16 protein-coding genes, 2 tRNA genes and 1 other annotated feature (1 of these 19 running past the window's edge) are annotated in these 19,598 nt (G+C 49.8%); of the genes, 2 read left to right on the plus strand and 16 right to left on the minus strand.

From position 1 onward, the window contains the following. Positions 1–66 precede the first annotated feature (66 nt). The 12 genes from DWV73_RS10670 to DWV73_RS10725 all read right to left on the minus strand — a co-directional run bounded on the left by DWV73_RS10670 (position 67) and on the right by DWV73_RS10725 (position 10,194). A tRNA-Ser gene (locus tag DWV73_RS10670) sits at positions 67–155 on the minus strand. 44 nt (positions 156–199) lie between these two features. After that, positions 200–285: transfer RNA gene (locus DWV73_RS10675), tRNA-Ser, on the minus strand. Positions 286–553: 268 nt separating this feature from the next. Then, entirely contained in the window at positions 554–1,249 is a 696-nt protein-coding gene (gene rplA / locus DWV73_RS10680) for a 50S ribosomal protein L1 (RefSeq protein ID WP_022359097.1), read from the minus strand. Positions 1,250–1,316: 67 nt separating this feature from the next. Next, positions 1,317–1,742: a 50S ribosomal protein L11 gene (rplK, locus tag DWV73_RS10685; RefSeq protein WP_022359098.1), complete on the minus strand. Its 426-nt coding sequence runs from the start codon at positions 1,740–1,742 to the stop codon at positions 1,317–1,319. Between the two features lie 69 nt (positions 1,743–1,811). Then, positions 1,812–2,330, minus strand: a complete 519-nt coding sequence (gene nusG / locus DWV73_RS10690; RefSeq protein ID WP_022359099.1) for a transcription termination/antitermination protein NusG — start codon at positions 2,328–2,330, stop codon at positions 1,812–1,814. Between the two features lie 17 nt (positions 2,331–2,347). Continuing rightward, complete coding sequence (gene secE, locus DWV73_RS10695) at positions 2,348–2,551, minus strand: preprotein translocase subunit SecE (protein WP_022359100.1); 204 nt, start codon at positions 2,549–2,551, stop codon at positions 2,348–2,350. 58 nt (positions 2,552–2,609) lie between these two features. Further along, positions 2,610–2,774, minus strand: coding sequence for a 50S ribosomal protein L33 (gene rpmG, locus DWV73_RS10700; RefSeq protein ID WP_207722866.1), 165 nt, complete (start codon positions 2,772–2,774; stop codon positions 2,610–2,612). A gap of 261 nt (positions 2,775–3,035) precedes the next feature. After that, a complete protein-coding gene (locus DWV73_RS10705) occupies positions 3,036–3,791 on the minus strand; it encodes a YcxB family protein (protein WP_117796689.1) in 756 nt (251 codons plus the stop codon). 187 nt (positions 3,792–3,978) lie between these two features. Beyond that, a complete protein-coding gene (locus DWV73_RS10710; RefSeq protein WP_022359102.1) occupies positions 3,979–4,728 on the minus strand; it encodes a ComF family protein in 750 nt (249 codons plus the stop codon). After that, the gene (locus DWV73_RS10715) at positions 4,725–7,091 is read right to left on the minus strand and encodes an ATP-dependent RecD-like DNA helicase (protein ID WP_117796690.1); all 2,367 of its coding nucleotides are present in this window, start codon (positions 7,089–7,091) and stop codon (positions 4,725–4,727) included. Before DWV73_RS10715 ends, DWV73_RS10710 begins: the two co-directional genes overlap by 4 nt. 33 nt (positions 7,092–7,124) lie before the next feature. Beyond that, entirely contained in the window at positions 7,125–8,126 is a 1,002-nt protein-coding gene (locus DWV73_RS10720; RefSeq protein ID WP_022359104.1) for a rod shape-determining protein, read from the minus strand. 514 nt (positions 8,127–8,640) lie between these two features. Further along, the gene (locus DWV73_RS10725; protein ID WP_107001895.1) at positions 8,641–10,194 is read right to left on the minus strand and encodes an ABC-F family ATP-binding cassette domain-containing protein; all 1,554 of its coding nucleotides are present in this window, start codon (positions 10,192–10,194) and stop codon (positions 8,641–8,643) included. A 329-nt stretch (positions 10,195–10,523) separates the two neighbouring features. Here DWV73_RS10725 and DWV73_RS10730 point away from each other — a divergent pair, with 329 nt between their 5' ends. Continuing rightward, complete coding sequence (locus tag DWV73_RS10730; protein WP_107001894.1) at positions 10,524–11,669, plus strand: putative ABC transporter permease; 1,146 nt, start codon at positions 10,524–10,526, stop codon at positions 11,667–11,669. A 53-nt stretch (positions 11,670–11,722) separates the two neighbouring features. On the opposite strand, the gene DWV73_RS10735 is transcribed toward DWV73_RS10730, so the two are convergent. Together DWV73_RS10735 and DWV73_RS10740 are read right to left on the minus strand one after the other, a co-directional pair. Continuing rightward, positions 11,723–13,459 (minus strand): phospho-sugar mutase, encoded by a 1,737-nt coding sequence (locus DWV73_RS10735; RefSeq protein WP_117796691.1) that lies wholly within the window; start codon positions 13,457–13,459, stop codon positions 11,723–11,725. Positions 13,460–13,648: 189 nt separating this feature from the next. Then, a complete protein-coding gene (locus DWV73_RS10740; protein ID WP_107001892.1) occupies positions 13,649–14,629 on the minus strand; it encodes a phosphotransferase in 981 nt (326 codons plus the stop codon). A 414-nt stretch (positions 14,630–15,043) separates the two neighbouring features. On the opposite strand from DWV73_RS10740, the gene DWV73_RS10750 reads away from it, so the two are divergent. Continuing rightward, positions 15,044–16,444, plus strand: coding sequence for an MATE family efflux transporter (locus DWV73_RS10750; protein WP_117796755.1), 1,401 nt, complete (start codon positions 15,044–15,046; stop codon positions 16,442–16,444). A gap of 125 nt (positions 16,445–16,569) precedes the next feature. Here the strand turns inward: DWV73_RS10750 and DWV73_RS10755 are convergent, their stop codons facing one another. Together DWV73_RS10755 and proS are read right to left on the minus strand one after the other, a co-directional pair. After that, positions 16,570–17,964, minus strand: a complete 1,395-nt coding sequence (locus DWV73_RS10755; RefSeq protein WP_107001890.1) for a polynucleotide adenylyltransferase — start codon at positions 17,962–17,964, stop codon at positions 16,570–16,572. 1 nt (position 17,965) lies between these two features. After that, on the minus strand, positions 17,966–19,399 hold the full coding sequence (gene proS, locus DWV73_RS10760) for a proline--tRNA ligase (protein ID WP_022359111.1): 1,434 nt from the start codon (positions 19,397–19,399) through the stop codon (positions 17,966–17,968). Between the two features lie 88 nt (positions 19,400–19,487). Next, positions 19,488–19,598 (minus strand) — a binding site (T-box leader); it runs 109 nt beyond the window's last position.

Here is a 19,598-nt window from a genome sequence, read left to right on the forward strand (position 1 = left end):
TTCTTAGAATTTTCAGGGTTTTACATACTGTTCAGTTTTCAAGGTTCCTGATGCTTTCGCATCGAACGCAGAAGGAGGGATTTGAACCCTCGCGCCGCTACTAACGACCTACTCCCTTTCCAGGGGAGCCCCTTCAACCTCTTGGGTACTTCTGCAGGTTGATTTTCATATCTTATGAAATTAATAACCGTTTTCGAAACGGAGAGAGTGGGATTCGAACCCACGCGCCCTTTCGGACAAACGGTTTTCAAGACCGCCTCGTTATGACCGCTTCGATATCTCTCCAAAAATGTGCTTAACCATTATATAATGGATATTCATTTTTGTCAAGGACTTTTTCACTTTCTTTTTGAAAGTTTTCACAATCACCTGTGCGTCTTGACTCTTTAATTTTTGTTTCTGCTTTCTCAGCGGCAACAGAACACATTTTATCACTACTAAAGTATAAAGTCAACTGTTTTTTTGACTTTATTTATATTTTTTCGACAATCGAAAAAAAGAGGACGAAAGACCCAAAAGTCCCTCATCCTCTTGATTCTATAACGTCTTCTGATTAGCCAATCAGCTTACCTACGTTCAGCTTAACGCCCGGGCCCATGGTAGAAGTCATGGTTACGCTCTTTAAGTAAGCGCCCTTTAAGGTAGCTGGTTTTGCCTTCAGGATAGCGTCAATAAGCGTCTGGAAGTTGTCCGCTAACTGCTCCTCTGTGAAGGAAGCTTTACCTACTGGCACGTGGATAATGTTAGTCTTATCAAGTCTGTACTCGATCTTACCGGCTTTGATATCATTGATAGCTTTGGTTACATCCATAGTAACAGTACCAGCCTTCGGGTTCGGCATTAAGCCCTTCGGTCCAAGTACACGACCAAGACGTCCTACAACGCCCATCATGTCCGGAGTAGCTACTACTACGTCGAAGTCTAACCATCCCTCGTTCTGGATCTTCGGGATCAGCTCCTCAGCGCCTACGAAATCTGCGCCTGCAGCCTGAGCCTCTTCTGCCTTCGGTCCCTTAGCAAATACAAGGATACGAACGGTCTTACCAGTTCCGTGCGGCAGTACAACTGCACCACGGATCTGCTGATCAGCATGACGGCCGTCACAACCAGTTCTGATATGAAGTTCTACGGTTTCATCGAATTTAGCACCTGCAGCCTTCTTCACGATGGAGATGGCATCTGCAGCTTCATAAAGGCTTGCGCGATCTACTAATTTAGCAGCCTCTACGTATCTTTTTCCTCTTTTCATTATAAAAAACCTCCTAGTGGTATTGTCGGGGAATTCCCTCCCACGTTACTGATAAACATCCCGAAAATTACTCGGCAACTGTGATACCCATACTTCTTGCTGTACCAGCGATCATGCTCATAGCAGCTTCAAGGCTTGCTGCATTTAAGTCAGGCATCTTTAATTCTGCGATCTTCTGCAGATCCTCTTTCGAGATGCTAGCTACCTTAGTCTTGTTCGGTGTAGCGGAACCGGATTTAATCTTGCAAGCTTTCTTTAACAAAACGGCAGCCGGCGGAGTCTTTGTGATGAAGCTGAAGCTTCTGTCAGCATATACAGTAATAACAACCGGGATGATCATATCGCCCTGGTCTGCTGTCTTAGCGTTGAACTCTTTCGTGAACTGTACGATGTTTACACCGTGCTGTCCAAGAGCCGGACCTACTGGCGGAGCTGGTGTAGCCTTTCCAGCAGGAATCTGTAATTTAATATATCCTGTAACTTTCTTTGCCATTGTTGGCACCTCCTATAAATTGTGGTAATTGCGGGGATTTCCCTCCCACAGGCTCATAAATGAACCTCTTTACATCATCTTCTTGATCTCTGTGAAGTTCAGTTCAACCGGTGTCTCACGGCCAAACAGTTCTACACGAATCGTCAGGGTCTGTCTTTCCTCGTTGATGGACTCGATAACACCAACGGTATCTTTCCATGCCCCTGTCGTTACAACAACCGTGTCGCCGACCTCAAAGTCAACAACAACGCCGGTTTCCTTAAATCCGAGACCGGCCATCTCCTCTTCCGTCAAAGGAACCGGTTTGGAGCCCGGACCAACAAACCCGGTCACTCCGCGGGTGTTGCGTACTACGTACCAGGTATCATCATTCATAACCATGTTGATCAGTACGTATCCGGGAAACATCTTCTTGGCAACCTGTTTATTGGCTCCATTCTTGACTTCGATAACTTCCTGCATCGGCACGGAAACCTCTAAGATCTGATCCTGAAGGTTCCGGTTCTCGATCGTCTTTTCGATGTCAACCTTTACTTTGTTTTCATAGCCGGAATAAGTATGCACTACATACCAATTTGCTTCTGCCATATTTCTCACCTTTGCCTTTACATAACGAAGTGCAGTCCAAACACGATTGCTGTGTCAAGAGCCGCAATGATAAGTCCCAGCGCAACGGAAACGGCGATGACCGCTCCAGTCTGCTTCGTAACTGTCTCTTTGTCAGGCCAGATGATCCTTTTGTACTCAGCTTTTAGACCTTTCCAGAAACTCTTTTTAGGAGCTTTTTTGGTATTTTCTGTATCACCCATTTTTGTCCTCCAAAGCGCTCAGGCAGATGCCCGATCGCGCAGAACCAACCAGTTACTCTTACTTCGTCTCTTTGTGTAACGTGTGTGTCTTACAGAATCTGCAGTACTTTTTGGTTTCCATTCTGTCCGGATGAGTTTTCTTATCCTTGGTCATGTTGTAATTGCGCTGCTTGCATTCTGTGCATGCCAGTGTAATTCTTGTACGCACAACTTCCACCTCCATTTTTCTTAGTATGCGATCTTTCCACTCTCCAACCGGAAATCTGGTTTTTGAGCATAAAAAAAAGACCTATGTTCTTCCATTCGCCCGTCTACTATATCATAAAAGAAGCGGCGCGTCAAGCAATAACTTGCCGACATTCGCCGCCTCTTTTATATTATAGATATCGTTTTCACTTAGTGCAGGCTGGAACCAGATTCTGCCCGCGCCTCGTATTTCACATTATCAGGACTTACAATGATGCTATAAAACAATCAGAAACGTTTACTCATCGGTTTCTTTCTCATCTGCCGCCTGGCTTCCGATAAAATGCGCCATTTTTCCAATCTTACCCATATGGCTTGTATCCACGCGGGTGATCTCCGGCTCATCAGCTTCCACAACATCATCCTCAAGCGCGGCGTTCTGATGCAGGGCGCCGCCCTCCTGGTTCTCCGCATTTTCCGGATTTTTTGTCACGGATGGATATTCTTCCGGGTTTTCCTTGGCATCCGCAAGCTTTTCATTCATGAATGTCTCAAACCGCTTTTGCTCTTCCTCGCTGGAAAATGCCGACTTGGCGATAAACTGCCAGGTTTTCTCGTTCGTCTCAAGCAGATACATCCGCTCAATCTCAACCATCTGCTCAATGTCGCTGTAGCTGTAAGTCTTGGTCATCTCCTGTGCCGCAACCGTCATGGTCAGTGTCTTCTCATCCAGCGTCAGATGTACGACTGGGAAATTGCCCGTCTTTTCCAAATTTTTAAGTCCGCTCCGTTTCCAGATCATCCGCTCCTGGTTCTGGTTTGAAATCATGTAAAACATGCCGATGCCGACCAGCACCGCTATCACGATGGACGGTACAAGAAGAACCAGATTGCCCTTTGCCTGCATCACATTTTTTCCCAGAAAGAGAGCTAAAAATGCGACATATAAGAGTGCCGACACCATCTTCATTTTCTTGGACTCATGCTTAAGCACGTTCCAGTGAATCCAGTTTTTATAATCTTCCTTTTCCAGGCGATATTCAAATTCCTGCATTCTTTTTACTCCTTTTCTTTCTTACTTGAAATCTCCCCCTGCATTCCTTCCGTCTCCTGAACCTTTTTTTGCCTCTCCCGCAAACTTTTAGATTCAAATGCTTTCTACTATTCTTTTCATCCAGAAATGCCGGAGTATTTCCACTTATAAGGCTTCCCTCTGCCTATCTTCTCTATCATATCCCACTTTAGCGTCCTTGTCCAATACAAACGGCAAAAAAGCAGACTTTTTCGATCCCCGCAGACAGAAGCGCCCGGGTACACGCTTCCGCCGTGCTTCCGGTCGTATAAATATCATCCACAAGAAGCACGTTTTGCACACCACTTGCCCGGATTGCCTCCGCATCTGCCTGAAACGCCTGCTGTAAATTCCGGAGCCGTTCATCTGGATTCAGCTCTTTCAGAGGTTCTGTATTTCGTATCCGATATAAAAATTCCGGGCACACCGGCATTTCCAGCCGCTCGCCCATCCGCTTTGCCAGAACCTCCGCCTGATTGAAACCGCGTTTCCGTTTCCGCGCCGGGTGGACCGGAACGGGAACCAGACCGTCAAACTGCCACTCCTCCCGATTTTCATACTGCCTCAGCTTTTCCGCTGCAGCTTCGGCATAAAAATCGAGATATTCCCTCTTATTTTTATATTTAACCGCTGCCATCGAGCGCGCAGCTTCCTCCGTATAGTTAAAGAGTGCCATCCCACGCGCAAATGACCGGCGGTGTTTCACACAGTCTGGACAATATTCGATTTCTTCACTCCAAACTTCTTTTCCACATTTCTGACAAACCGGCGATTTGACAGGCGAAAGCCTCAAAAGACACGAAGGACAGATAAGCCTGCCCTTCGGCGTCACGATCTCCCCGCAGACCGGGCAGCGCCTTGGATATAGCGCATCCAGAGCGGCGCGGGGGAATTGATTCCATTTTATATTTTTTATCACAATGTCTCCATAATTTCTTCAATGCGGTCGCGCAGTCCCGAATAGCGCTTCTGTTCCATCGCATTGTCCACCATCTGCTGAAACACATACGGGACACCGACCAGGCAGACACAGGCTCTTGCCCTTGTAACCGCCGTGTAAATCAGATTCCGCGTCATCAGCATCTGCGGTCCGCTCCAGACCGGAATCACGACCGCCGGATACTCGCTTCCCTGCGACTTGTGGATCGTGATCGCATATGCCAATTCCAGCTCCTCCAGCTGCTTGAAGCTGTACTCGACACGTTTTCCCTCATCATACTCCACGGTTACCAGCTCCGCAAAGGTATTGATCTCGCGGATACGCCCAAGATCCCCGTTGAACACGCCGGCTCCCTTGTCCACCGGGATGCCGCTGCGGTTGTAGGAAGTCCACTCAATCTGGTAATTGTTCTTGATCTGCATGACCTTGTCGCCCACACGAAACGTCGTCTCGCCATACTCTTTTTCCGCCTTTTCTGCCGATGGCGGATTTAAAAATTCCTGCAAAATGGAATTTAACCGTATCGATCCCAGCACTCCCTTCCGCATCGGCGTCATGACCTGTACCTCAAACAAATCGGCATGAACGTAATTCGGCAGTTTTTCACGTACCAGCGTGATCATTGCATTGATGATCGCATTCGGATCATCACGCTTTATAAAGAGGAAATCCCTGCTTGACTTTCCGATCGGAATGCGCTCTCCGGCGTTGATGCGGTGGGCGTTGACGATAATATCGCTCTGCGCCGCCTGCCGGAAAATCCGGGTTAGCTTTACCACATGGAAACATTCTGACTCGATGATATCACGCAGGACATTGCCCGGTCCGACGCTCGGAAGCTGATCCACATCACCTACCAGAATCAGACGTGTGCCGACATTGACCGCCCGGAGCAGCGAATGCATCAGATTGATATCCACCATCGACATTTCATCGATAATGATGACATCAGCTTCCAGCGGATTGTCCTCGTTCCGCTCAAAATGCATCGAAATCGTCCGGCTCTTCTCATCCTCCTCTGGCATTCCCGTCAGCTCTAACAGGCGGTGAATCGTCTTCGCCTCATAGCCTGTCGCCTCGGTCATCCTTTTTGCTGCGCGTCCGGTCGGGGCTGCCAGCAGGATATCCATGTCTCCCTTTTCAAAATACCGGATGATCGTGTTGATCGTCGTCGTTTTTCCGGTACCCGGACCGCCCGTGATTACCAAAAGTCCGCAGTTGACCGCCTCAATCACCGCGCGGATCTGCAGTTCATCCAGCTCGATCTGTTCCTCTTTCTGGATGACTGCCAGACTTTTCCGAATCTGTTCTTCCGATTCGGAACCAGTGATGTTTAAGTCGTGCAGCATGCGGGCGGTGTTTAGCTCGGTATAATAGTAGTGTGATGCATAAACGGCGCGTTCCGGGGCGTTTGCTATATTTGATACATTTGATGCATTCGGTTCACCCAAAACATCTGGCTGCGGCTGCATCTGCCCCGACACTGCCGATTCCGCCTGAACAAAAACATCCATTTCTGCTGTTTTCTGCTGTTTCCTCTCCCGGATCACCAGCCGTTTATCCATCTGCATATCCATCAGATGCTTGTCAATCTCGGAAATCTCAACCTGTAGAAGCTTTGCCGCCCGATCCGCCAGCTCGTCCTCCGGCAGGTATGTGTGCCCGTTCGCCGTCGCCTGATAGAGTGTATACAGGATGCCGCTCTTGATGCGGAAATCCGAATCTGCCACGATTCCTATCTTCGCCGCGATCTCGTCTGCCATCTTAAAACCGACGCCCGGAATATCGTCCGCCAGCTTATACGGATTGTTCTGGAGAATCGTGTACATTGCCGGACCGTATTCCTGGTAGATTTTAACCGCCAGATTGATGGAAATGCCATAATTTTGCAGAAACATCATCGCCTGGCGCATATCGCGCTTTTCCTCGACCTGTTCACCGATGGACATCGCCATTTTTTCACTGATTCCCTTGACCTCCGCGAGGCGTTCCGGCTCTTCTTCCATGATGCGGAATGTGTCCGCCTTAAATTTTTTAACAATCCTGGAAGCTAAAGCAGCCCCGACGCCTTTGATGGCGCCGGAGCCTAAATATCGTTCCATGGAAACAGTATCCTCAGGCGCTTTCAGCTCATAGCTTTCCACCGCCATCTGTTCCCCGTAAATCGGATGCTCGGTCATACGCCCGCTCGCCTCGATCATCTCGCCCTCTGCGATGTAGGAAAAAGTGCCAACCAGCACATATTCCTCCCCGTCGTCCAAGCCGCTGATAGAGAGAACCGTATAGCCATTGTCCTCATTGCGGTATTTTATTTTTTCAATATATCCTTTAACTGCTGCCATATTTTTATGCTATCCGTCTTCCGGCGGTTCTCTTTAATCGTAGTTTTTCTTCTCACCGTGTGCGAACTCGATAAACTTACCAGTTCCGATCGCAACTGCGGTCAGCGGATCCTCTGCGATCATCGTGGAAATGCCAGTTTTCTCCTCGATCAGGGCATCCAGACCGCTTAACAGTGCGCCGCCGCCTGTCAGTACGATACCACGGTCAAAAATGTCGGCTGCCAATTCCGGCGGCGTCCGCTCGAGTACGTTGTGAACGGCATCTACGATCTGGAGTGCCGGCTCGCGCAGCGCTTCCAGCGTCTCGTCGGATGTGACAACGATCGTCTTCGGAAGTCCGGTAACCAGATTTCGTCCGCGCACTTCCATCGTGATTACCTCCGGACGACGGTATGCCGCACCGATATTTATCTTGATCTCCTCAGCGGTTCTCTCACCGATCAAAAGATTGTGTTTCTTTCTCATGTAACGGACCAGTGCCTCGTCAAAGTCATCACCAGCCACTTTAATAGAAGTGCTGACTACGGTACCGCCCAGGGAAATAACGGCGATATCTGCCGTACCACCACCAATATCTACGATCATGTTGCCGCACGCCTTGGAAATATCGATACCAGCGCCGATCGCAGCTGCTACCGGCTCCTCGATGATCGAAACCTCGCGTGCGCCAGCCTGATAAGTCGCATCCTCAACCGCCTTGCGCTCTACCTCGGTCGCACCGCTCGGGATGCAGACGCTGATACGCGGCTTGCGGAGTGTCTTCTTGCCGACTGCCTTGTTGATGAAATATTTCATCATCTTCTCTGTCACTGTATAATCTGAAATAACCCCCTGGCGCAACGGACGGACCGCTACGATATTGCCAGGGGTTCTGCCGATCATCAGGCGGGCTTCCTCGCCGATCGCCATGATCTTATTCGTATCCCGATCGATCGCCACTACGGACGGCTCTTTCAGTACGACACCTTTTCCCTTGATATATACAAGGATGCTGGCTGTACCCAGATCGATACCAATATCATTGGACATCAACATAGTTGTTTTCCTCCTGCTCTGAATATGCACTCTTGAGTACATAAATCTATGAGTTTCATTGTATTTTATCTTCTTTATTTCAGCTTTTTTCGCTGCCATCCAGCCCGCGCATTGTTTTAGAGCGGACTATACCACTTACTATTATATACAACTTTCGATTCTTTTGAAAGAGGTTTTTATTTTTTTATGGACTTTATATTTTTTTTATGAAAGGGACATATTTTAGTCACAAGTTTCTCCTATAATACAAGTATGTTATCCGAAAGGGTAACAGGCCTTTGTTTCAAGTGTTACTTGAAATAAAAAAGCTTTTTCATACTCATACCGGACGATACAAATCGTCCGGCCCCCCTAAGCCAATTTCTTTTTTATATATACCTACCATTCCCAATTTAAGAAAAACAGGAACGCCGTCGGACTCTCAGCCGATGGCGTTCCTGTTTTTTGTCAGCGCCAGACACCTAAAAAAAGGGCTCTATACTGAATGTTGGGGTACGCTCAAAAACATTTTTTCTTATATTTTCAGACTCCACTCACTGCAGTCCCAGACATTCGTTGCGAATCCCTCATAGAAATCCGGTTCATGGCAGATCAGAAGGATATTTCCTTTGTACGCCGCCAGCGCACGCTTTAACTCCTCCTTCGCCTCAACGTCCAGATGGTTCGTCGGCTCGTCGAGAAGCAGAAGGTTCGTCTCGCGGTTGATCAGCTTACACAGGCGCACTTTTGCCTGCTCGCCACCGCTGAGCACGCGCACCTGGCTCTCGATGTGCTGGGTCGTCAGACCGCATTTTGCCAGTGCGGAACGCACCTGGTACTGGGTGTAGGACGGAAATTCTTTCCAGATCTCATCGATGCAGGTCGTCGTATTGCCCGGCGCCATCTCCTGTTCGAAATAGCCGATGGAGAGATAATCGCCCAGCGTCACCTTGCCGGACACTGCTGGAATCAAACCTAAAATACTCTTTAAAAGCGTCGTCTTTCCAATTCCGTTGGCACCGACCATCGCAATCTTCTCGCCGCGCTCCATATAGAGGTTCAGCGGACGGGACAGGGGCTCGTCGTAACCGATCACCAGATCCTCCGTCTCAAAAATACATTTTCCGGAGGCTCTCGCCTCCAGGAAGTTGAACTCTGGCTTCGGTTTTTCCTTCGCCAGTTCGATCACATCCATTTTATCCAGCTTTTTCTGGCGGGACATCGCCATATTTCGCGTGGAAACACGCGCTTTATTGCGTGCCACAAAATCCTGCAGCTGCGCGATCTCCTGCTGCTGACGCTTATACGCTGCCTCGAGCTGCGCTTTCTTCGCCTCGTGCACCTCGAGAAACTTGTCGTAATCGCCCACATAGCGGTCAAGCCGCTGATTTTCCATATGATAAATGATATTTACTACGCTATTTAAGAACGGAACATCGTGTGAAATCAGGATGAACGCATTTTCATATTCCTGCAAATACCGTTTCAGCCACTCGATGTGCTGCACATCCAGATAGTTCGTCGGCTCGTCCAACAACAAGATATCTGGCTTTTCCAGAAGCAATTTCCCGAGCAGTACCTTCGTTCTCTGTCCGCCGCTCAAATCCGTTACATCGCGGTCCAGACCGATATCGGTCAGCCCCAGCGCACGTCCGACTTCCTCCACCTTCGCATCGATGGAATAAAAATCGTGGTTCATCAGAAGATCCTGGATCGTTCCCAGCTCTTCCATCATCACGTTCATCTCATCCTCCGATGCCTCGCCCAGATGGTCGCAGATTTCATTCATCTGCACTTCCAGCTCAAACAGGAAGGAAAATGCGCTCTTCAAAACCTCGCGGATCGTCATGCCTTTTTCCAGCACCGTGTGCTGATCCAGATAGCCGACGCGCACCCGCTTTGACCACTCTACTTTTCCCTCGTCCGGCTGCATATGCCCGGTAATAATATTCATAAACGTCGATTTACCCTCGCCATTCGCACCGATCAGACCGATGTGCTCACCCTTTAACAGGCGGAACGAAACATCCTGAAAAATCGCCCGGTCACCAAAACCGTGGCTTAAATGTTCTACATTCAGTATACTCACGTGTGTACCTCTCCTATTTTTCTTTTTATTGTAAATTGTTTGTATTTGTTGAATTGTTCTTTGTTTTTCTGCAAATTTTATCCTGGAAAACAACTCCACTCCATATAAGATTTGCTTTCTGTACGTCTGCCTGCTGTCTGTGGCAAAGCCGACTTCGATTTATTGTACACGAAGCATGCTTTTGTGGCAAGCGGAGATTTTGGAATTATCTTTTTTCACCCAGATGCCTTGAACTTTTCTAGATTTATATAGTAAGATAAGAAACAACTTCATTTTAGATACGTTTTTCAACCAATGAGAAAATGACTTGATTTTCTAAAGGAGGTTTTATGTATACCTATACCTGGTACCAATGGCTAGCTTTTTTCTATGTATACTGCTTTTTAGGGTGGATTTTCGAATCGACTTATGTTTCCCTGAAACAGAAACGGCTCGTCAACCGCGGATTTCTGAGGCTTCCGATGCTGCCGCTCTACGGTTCCGGCGCGGTGATGATGCTCTGGGTGTCCCTGCCGGTGCGGGACAGCCTGCCCCTCGTCTATATTTCCGGTTTTATCGCCGCCACGGCGCTTGAATATGTCACCGGCGCCGTCATGGAACGCCTATTCAAGGTCCGCTACTGGGATTACAGCAGCCAGCCGTTCCAGCTGCACGGCTATATCTGCCTGAGTTCCTCGATCGCATGGGGATTTCTGACGATCCTTATGACCGATGTCATCCATGATCCGATCGCCCGCACTGTGCTTGCGGTTCCTCCGGTTATCCTGCTCATCTGCGATTTCGTCATCAGCGTTCTTTTCACCGCCGATGCTTACGAATCCATCAAGGCAGCCCTGGCTCTGGGTCATACGCTGGAAGCTATGACGAAGCTCAAAGCCGATATCGAAGAGCTACAGTCCAAGATCGAGCTGCTGCGTGAGGAAGCCATTGAGCGCGGCGCTCTGACCCGTGAAGAAACAGCCGAAAAACTGGCAGCCGCCCAGGCAGAAGCCGCCCGCAGACTTGCCGCCATCCGCAGTGACGCCGAAGAACGCCTGGCAACCGCACGCGCCGAGACTGCCAGACAACTGCAGGCGGCTGCCACCGAACACAAAGAGCGCCTGGCTGAGACCAAGGCACTCGCCGAAAAACGCCTGTCCGATGTTCGAGAAGAAACCACCTCCCGCATCGAAGCTGCCAAAGCAGGAAACGCAGAACGCATCGAAGCTGCCAAACAGCGCGTCAACGAGCGCATTGCCGAAGTCCGCACCGAAGTCGATGCCCGCATCGCCTTCGACAACCGCCTCACCCGCCTGAGCACCCGGTTAGAAGAACTCAAACACCGCCGCCAGTCCCTGCGCCCGGCTAAAAAGCTCCATGCCTTCTACCGCCGCGGGCTGCTAAGAGGAAATCCTACTGCGGTTTCGTCGAAATTTGCAGCGGCGTTGAAAGAATTAAAAGAACAAAATAGCACAAAAATAGGACCTTTCGCATGAACGAATGGTCCTATTTCTTTTAGGAACTTATTTCATATCTTCTTTTTATTTTTCTACAGCAGTCCATTGACAATCGTCATCACAGACTCGCCTACCTTCTCTGATTTCGCTGCCGCGTCTTCCAGGGAGGTACCTTTCACGCCGTAGTAGAACTTGATCTTCGGCTCGGTTCCAGACGGGCGGACGCAGAGCCATGCGTTGTCTTCCAGTTCGTAGTAGAGAACATTGGAGGATGGAAGTCCGGTCGGTTTTACCTCGCCGGTTGCCAGATCCTTGACGGTATCTGCCTTGTAATCGCGGACAGCCAGCACTTTATGTCCAGCAAAATCGGACGGTGTGTGGGCGCGGAAATATTCCATGATCTCCTGAATCTTTGCCAGTCCCTCAATGCCCTTTAAGCCGATGGACTTCACTTCATCTTTATAATAGCCGTATTTCTCGTACATCTCGACCATCGCATCCCACAGCGTCATGCCTTTTTCCTTGTAATAGGCAGCCGCCTCGCAGAGTGCTGCAGTCGCGGAAATGGCATCTTTATCGCGTGCGTATGTACCGATCAGGCAGCCATAGCTCTCTTCCATGCCAAACAGATAGGTTCCTTTGCCTTCCTGCTCATTTTTGAGAACCTGTTTGCCGATCCACTTAAATCCGGTCAGAACCTCGATGAGCTCTGCGCCGTAATTCTTCGCAACTGCATCTACCAGATTCGTCGTAACGATGGATTTAACAACCTGTCCATCTGCCGGAATCTTGCCGTTTGCCTGTTTCTGGCTGAGCACATACTCGCAGAGCAGGGAGCCAGACATATTGCCGGTCAGCGGAATGTATTCGCCGGACTTGGTATCTTTGACATACACGCCCAGACGATCGGCATCCGGATCGGTTGCCAGAACGAGGTCTGCATTTTTCTCTTTTGCCAGAGCCAGTCCCAATTCAAATGCTTCCTTTGCCTCCGGGTTCGGATAGCTGACGGTCGGGAAATCGCCGTCTGGAAGCTCCTGCTGCGGAACCACATATACATGGGTAAATCCAAGCTCTTTCATCACACGGCGTGCCGGGATATTGCCCGTGCCGTGAAGCGGTGTATACACGATCGTGATCTGATCCTGCATGCGGTCAATCGCGCCCTGATTGACTACCTGTGCCTTGACCTGTGCAATATATTTGTCGTCGATCGCTGCACCGATGATCTCGTAGAGTCCTTTTGCCTTTGCCTCTTGTGCTCCCATCGTCTTAACGGTGGAAAGATCGGTGATCGCCATAACTTCCTCAGTCACGCCCTTGTCATGCGGCGGTGTAAACTGTGCGCCGTCCTCCCAGTAAACCTTGTAGCCGTTGTACTCCGGCGGGTTGTGGCTGGCGGTGATGTTGATGCCGGCGATGCAGCCAAGCTCGCGGACGGCAAAGGAAAGCTCCGGCGTCGGGCGCAGCGTCTCGAACCGGTACGCCTTGATGCCATTTGCCGCCAGTGTCAGCGCTGCTTCCTCGGCAAATTCCGGGGACATATGACGGGAGTCAAATGCGATCGCCACGCCTTTTGCCGCGCCGCCCTGCTTGATGATGTAATTTGCCAGTCCCTGGGTCGCACGGCGGACGGTGTAGATATTCATCCGGTTAATACCTGCACCGATGATGCCGCGCAGTCCTGCCGTACCAAACTCCAAATCCATATAGAAACGCTCTTTAATCTCATTTTCATCGCCCTCAATGGCGCGTAATTCCTCTTTCGTTGCCTCGTCAAAGTATGGATTTTCCAGCCATTCTTTGTAAATCGTCATGTAATCCTTCATGATTCACTTACCCCCTGCTTTCTTCTAGGATGACTTTCTTTTTCTCCATTATAGTATAATTATTCTGAAAAATAAAGAGAATTTCGGTTACTATTCTTTGTCTTTATTTTTTCGTTTTTCAAAGTTTCTCCATGATATATCGAATACGCTTAACCAAAGAATTTATATGCATATGTAAATCAACATTTCTTATCGGATTGCCTCAAGAAAGAGGTTCCGCGCCGTCTGCTGTTCTTCCAGCTTCTGCAGTTTTTCAATGCTGCGGACTGGAATCCACGCCTTGCCTGCATTATAATAAAAATTTAACTGTTTCCAGTATTTTTCCGGATATAAAAACAGGTAATAGAGGTATGTCCGCTCCTGTGCATTCAACGGCAGAATACGATCATACGTCTCCAGCAGCCGCATCCCCAGACGCAAATCCCAGCCATGCTTTTCCAATATTTTGCGCGTAAAATGATACAGGTCTTCGACCTGGACGCCCCGGTGCATCCGGTTAAATTCAATCACCGCCATCTCATTTTCTTCTACCAATAAAATATGATGCTGGTTCAGATCCCCGTGACACAAATAGTTTTCCGGCTCGCCATCCTGCTCGATCTGCGCTTTCAGCCCGCCTGCTGCTTCCTGCGCCTGCTCATAAAAGATGGCAAAGCTTCCGCTGACTGCCCTCTCAAAATCCGATTTACGCCGTTTTTTCCGGATATAATTCCGCGTACGGACAAGTTCCCGGTTGTGGCGCTCCATCTCCGCCACCGCCGGACGCGTGAGAATTGACCCCAGATTCCACGACTCATCGATCGCAATGCCGCGCAATGTCCGGTGCAGCTTCGCGATCTGCCCGACCGCCCGGACTACCTCCGCCTCGCTCTGCACACTGCACTCGCGCCCGGAAAACCATTCCTTCACAACACACCGCGTTCCATCCTCCGCCACCGACAAAAGCTCGCCCTCCCGGTTCCGCATATACTGATCGGTCCGGCATGTTTTCTGATTTTGCAGAACATTCATGATTTGTTCTTCAAATTCAAGACGTTTGACGGTCCCCTTATATTCCCGGAGGAGTTTTAACCCCTGACTCGTCTCGCAGATCCACGCGCCTCTTCCACGGCGCTTCGACTGCACTTCCAGTTCATACTGTTCCAGCACCTCGGTTGTTCTCTCGTTCACAGCTTCCCCCTCCTGCCTCTATCCGGCTGCCCGCCTTTCCATTTCCCAAAAGAATGTGGACAGCACATTTTCACGCCGGGCCACAGCTGCTGACAGCTATGTTAATTGCAACATTCACACGATTATGCAAATATGCACATCAGACACCCAGCCTGCTACTCCTAACCTATGAGAGGGGGCTTACAAATATGCTTATGCATAAATATCGCAGATTTGAAACACAGCGCACAAACTATCATACACAATCGCCAATGTGGAGTGATTACGAAATTCTGTTCATTGCCATCATTTTGACAGTATGTTACAATGATTCACATTGGGATAAAAAAGCGGTCTGGCTATTTGTCCCAACAATCAGGCAAAAAATCAAATAATATATTTGACTGTAAATGAAAAGGAGGGCTCTCTTTGTCCATACAATCCGCTCATCGTTCCAACGATGAAAATACGCGCCCGCATTCAGGCGCAGCATCATCCCGTGAAGCTGATCTCGGCAGTGCGCCGATCGGGTCACTTCTTTTTAAACTGGCGCTCCCGGCAATTGCCGCACAGATCATCAACGTTCTCTATAACATGGTTGACCGCATGTACATCGGCCATATCCCGGACATCGGTCCCAGCGCCCTGACCGGCGTCGGCGTCACAATGCCGATTATCATGTGCATTTCCGCTTTTGCCGCGCTCGCCGCCATGGGCGGTGCCCCGCAGGCGTCGATCCTGATGGGAAAAGGCGACAAGGATTCCGCTGAAAAGGTACTCGGCAACTGTACCTTCATGCTGACCGTCATTTCGCTCGTCCTGACCGCCCTGTTTCTTGGCTTTGGGCGCCCGATCCTCCTGATGTTCGGCGCCAGTGAGAAGACGATTCTCTACGCCTGGAACTACATGAAAATCTACGTCTGCGGCACTTTCTTCGTCCAGATGGCGCTCGGACTCAATGCCTTTATCAACGCACAGGGTTATGCCAAAACCGGCATGATTACCGTTGCCATCGGCGCTCTCTGCAACATCATCCTCGATCCGATCTTTATCTTCGGACTGCATCTGGATGTGCGCGGCGCAGCACTTGCAACCATCCTTTCACAGGGTATTTCCTGTATCTGGATTCTGCGTTTTCTGACCGGAACGCATAGTACCCTGCGGATACGGCTCCGCAACCTGCGCCCGCAGAAGAAATTTATCCTGCCATGCCTGGCGCTCGGACTGGCGCCGTTTATCATGCAGTTTACAGAAAGTGCACTGTCCATCAGCTTTAACACCAGCCTGTTGAACTATGGCGGCGATACCGCGGTCGGCGCGATGACGATTCTTTCCAGCGTCATGCAGTTTTCCATGCTGCCGCTGCAGGGGCTCACACAGGGCGCGCAGCCGATCATCAGCTTTAACTATGGAGCAAAAAATATCGACCGTGTGAAAAAAGCGTTTCACCTGCTTCTGCGCTCGGCAGTCTGCTATTCCACCTTGCTCTGGCTCTTATGTATGCTGGTTCCACAGATTTTTATTTCCATCTTTACCAGCGACGCAGACCTTGCCAGCTATACCATCTGGGCGCTCCGGATCTATATGGCAGCTTCCCTGCTCTTTGCCGTCCAGCTCGCCTGCCAGCAGACTTTTATTGCCCTTGGAAATGCGAAAACATCCGTCTTTCTGGCATTGCTCCGGAAAGTGCTGCTTTTGATTCCGCTGATCTTTATCCTGCCGCATTTCGTTTCAAATCCGGTATTCGGCGTGTTCGTGGCAGAACCGGTGGCAGACACGATTGCGGTGGCGACGACGGCGGCGCTGTTTTTCAGGGAGTATAAGAAATTGGGATAACTCTTTTAATCATCCTCTGATTGAAACTATTGTTGTTAAAAAAGCAAAAGGAAAAGAGACAAAATCGTTTGTCCTGCCGGTTCCAAACGATTTTGCCTCTTTTCTCTTTTTATTTATTAATCTTCTTATGCTTTACTGGTTCCCGCATTCTGCGATTGTTTCAACACTTCCACCTCAGCCAGAAGCCGCTCTTTCTCGTTCCAAGCCGGATTCTCCAGCACCTTTTCAAAGAGAAGATGCAGCGTTTTTCCAAGCGCCGGTCCCGGCTGGATGCCTGCCTGAATCAGGTCTTTTCCGGTTACCGCCAGAGTTTTAAGACGGATACAGTCACCGCGCTCCCGGATCTGCCTTGCAAGTGAGCGAACCATTTCCACCGCATCCATGCGCTCCGGCATCAGAACTTCCTGAAGGAGAAGCAGCCAGTCAAAGACCGTATCTTCCATCGCACTCATCGCGTGGCGGACAGCGCTTTCCTCCGGTTCCATCTGCGTGAATGCAAAACGGCTCAGAATCTTCGCCTTATCGATCGTGTCGTTGTCCATCTTAAGTTCTCTCAGAACCCGGACACAAGTTTCCTCGCCCGCCGGGGCAAGAAAATACGACCAGCGCAAGGCTTTTTCTGCTGGCAGATGTGCCGCAGCAGCAGAAATTTCCCCCGCCATGTCTGTCTCACATTCATGTTTCACGAACATGTGCCCCTGCTGCGCTGCCGTTTCCGTTTTGATCGCATCCTTGTCAGCAGCTGGCACATCCTTCGAACATATTTTCTCTTCCAAACTCTGCTTTGCACAGCTTTTCTGCTTTTTCCACGCCGCAAATACCTCCGGAAATGTCTTTGAAATGTACGGTGCCAGTCCTGCCGCCTCCGTTTTCCAGATAAATTCCGGGCGGTCGGACAGGAGTGTTTTTGTCAACTCCACCTGCACCCGTTCCTTGCTCACATGGACAAGGGAGGGCGCCAGCTCACAGAGCGCCTGCCAGGTCTTTTTCTCTATCGAAAATCCCAGCTGGGCCGAAAAGCGGACGGCACGCAGGATCCGGAGCGCATCTTCCGTAAATCGTTCTCCCGCATCCCCGACGCAGCGGATCCGGCGCGCTGCCAGATCCTCCGCCCCGCCGAAAATATCGACAATTCCCGTTTCGTGGCTGTATGCCATCGCATTGATCGTGAAATCACGCCGTCTCAAGTCCTCACGCAGTTCGGCAGTAAATACGACTTCCTTCGGGTGGCGTCCATCCTCATATTCACCGTCAATCCGGTAGGTAGTTATTTCATATCCGATATGATCACGCATGACCGTGACCGTACCGTGCTGAAGCCCGGTGTCGATCGTGTGACCGAACACCTGCTTCACCTCCTCCGGGTGCGCCGAGGTCGTGATATCCCAGTCACCGGGAATCCGCCCCAGGATCGCATCGCGGACACAGCCGCCGACTGCAAATGCCTCGTAACCATGTTCTCGCAGCTTTCCCAGGATTTCCTCGACCTGGACCGGCATTTCTATCCGTTTTGGAATCATATTAATATGCCTTACCCCAGTAAACCATCTTCGTTGCCGGCTTGCCGCAGCATACGCAGGTGTCAGCCAGATGTTCCTGATTGAACGGGATGCAGCGGGAGGTTACGCCGACTACTTCTTTCAGTTTATCCTCGCACTCCTGATTGCCGCACCACATTGCCTTGATGAAGCCTGGCTTATTTTCTGCGATCTCCTTCATCTCATCCAGTGTTGTCGCTACATAAGTATGGGAATCTCTGTGCGCTTTTGCACGCTCAAACATATCGTGGTGAATCGTCTCCAGAAGCTCGCCAACCTTTGCTGCGATCTCATCCAGAGATACCGTAATCTTCTCATGCGTATCACGGCGAACCAGAACTGCCTGATTTTCAGCAATATCTCTCGGTCCGATCTCGACACGTACCGGAATACCGCGCATCTCGGACTCGCTGAACTTCCATCCCGGAGATTTGTCGGAATCATCCACTTTGACACGGAAGTTGGACAGAACCTCTTTTACCTCAAATGCCTTGTCCAGAACCCCCTCTTTTGCCTGCTGAATCGGAACGATCATAACCTGGGTCGGAGCTACCTTCGGCGGCAGAACCAGACCATTATTGTCACCATGAACCATGATGATCGCGCCTACCATACGGGTTGTCATACCCCAGGAAGTCTGATGAACGTATTTTAATTTATTATCCTTATCCAGATACTGGATGTTAAATGCCTTTGCAAATCCATCGCCGAAGTTGTGGCTGGTGCCGGACTGCAGTGCCTTGCCATCGTGCATCAGGGACTCGATCGTGTAGGTTGCCTCTGCACCGGCAAATTTCTCCTTATCGGTCTTGCGTCCGCGGATAACCGGAATTGCCAGGAAGTCCTCGCACAGATCCGCGTATACATTTAACATCATCTCGGTACGCTCCTGTGCTTCCTCAGCGGTTGCATGAGCGGTATGACCTTCCTGCCATAAGAACTCTCTGGAACGCAGGAACGGACGGGTGGTCTTTTCCCAACGTACAACCGAAGCCCACTGGTTGTAGTTTCTCGGCAGATCGCGGTAAGAATGTACGTCATGTGCATAAAAATCGCAGAACAGAGTCTCGGAAGTCGGACGTACACACATTCTCTCCTGTAACGGCTCTAAACCGCCCTGTGTCACCCACGCTACTTCCGGTGCGAAACCTTCTACGTGATCTTTCTCTTTTTCCAGAAGACTTTCCGGAATAAACATAGGCAGATATACGTTCTCTACGCCGGTTGCCTTAAAGCGCTTGTCCAGTTCATTGCGGATATTCTCCCAGATCGCATATCCGGCCGGTTTGATAATCATGCAGCCCTTTACACTGGAGTAATCAGAAAGCTCTGCTTTCTTTACGATGTCCGTATACCACTGGGCGAAATCTTCATCCATCGATGTGATGGCTTCTACCATTTTCTTTTCCTTTGCCATGTCATTTCTCCTTGTTAAAAACATTTTATTGTTGTTTTGTATTTCATAGAAATAAAAAAGCCATCCGATCCCTGCTGATCGCTGCGATCAAAGGGACCGAATGGCTTAACTTCGGCGGTACCACCCTGCTTAACCAGAATTTCGTTCCGATTCTGGCTCACTTAACTTCCGTTAACGCCGGAAATACGTTGCATTTTCA

The sequence above is a fragment of the Clostridium sp. AF12-41 genome (assembly GCF_003461685.1).
Taxonomy (GTDB): Bacteria; Bacillota; Clostridia; order Lachnospirales; family Lachnospiraceae; genus Otoolea; species Otoolea fessa.

What these genes read in the sequence shown, in the direction of transcription:
- DWV73_RS10720 (WP_022359104.1), bottom strand. Translation starts at nt 8,126, where the DNA reads ATGTTGATGTCCAATGATATTGGTATCGATCTGGGTACAGCCAGCATC.
- nusG (WP_022359099.1), bottom strand. Translation starts at nt 2,330, where the DNA reads ATGGCAGAAGCAAATTGGTATGTAGTGCATACTTATTCCGGCTATGAA.
- proS (WP_022359111.1), bottom strand. Translation starts at nt 19,399, where the DNA reads ATGGCAAAGGAAAAGAAAATGGTAGAAGCCATCACATCGATGGATGAA.
- DWV73_RS10755 (WP_107001890.1), bottom strand. Translation starts at nt 17,964, where the DNA reads ATGATTCCAAAACGGATAGAAATGCCGGTCCAGGTCGAGGAAATCCTG.
- rpmG (WP_207722866.1), bottom strand. Translation starts at nt 2,774, where the DNA reads ATGGAGGTGGAAGTTGTGCGTACAAGAATTACACTGGCATGCACAGAA.
- DWV73_RS10705 (WP_117796689.1), bottom strand. Translation starts at nt 3,791, where the DNA reads ATGCAGGAATTTGAATATCGCCTGGAAAAGGAAGATTATAAAAACTGG.
- rplK (WP_022359098.1), bottom strand. Translation starts at nt 1,742, where the DNA reads ATGGCAAAGAAAGTTACAGGATATATTAAATTACAGATTCCTGCTGGA.
- DWV73_RS10715 (WP_117796690.1), bottom strand. Translation starts at nt 7,091, where the DNA reads ATGGCAGCAGTTAAAGGATATATTGAAAAAATAAAATACCGCAATGAG.
- DWV73_RS10730 (WP_107001894.1), top strand. Translation starts at nt 10,524, where the DNA reads ATGTATACCTATACCTGGTACCAATGGCTAGCTTTTTTCTATGTATAC.
- rplA (WP_022359097.1), bottom strand. Translation starts at nt 1,249, where the DNA reads ATGAAAAGAGGAAAAAGATACGTAGAGGCTGCTAAATTAGTAGATCGC.
- secE (WP_022359100.1), bottom strand. Translation starts at nt 2,551, where the DNA reads ATGGGTGATACAGAAAATACCAAAAAAGCTCCTAAAAAGAGTTTCTGG.
- DWV73_RS10735 (WP_117796691.1), bottom strand. Translation starts at nt 13,459, where the DNA reads ATGAAGGATTACATGACGATTTACAAAGAATGGCTGGAAAATCCATAC.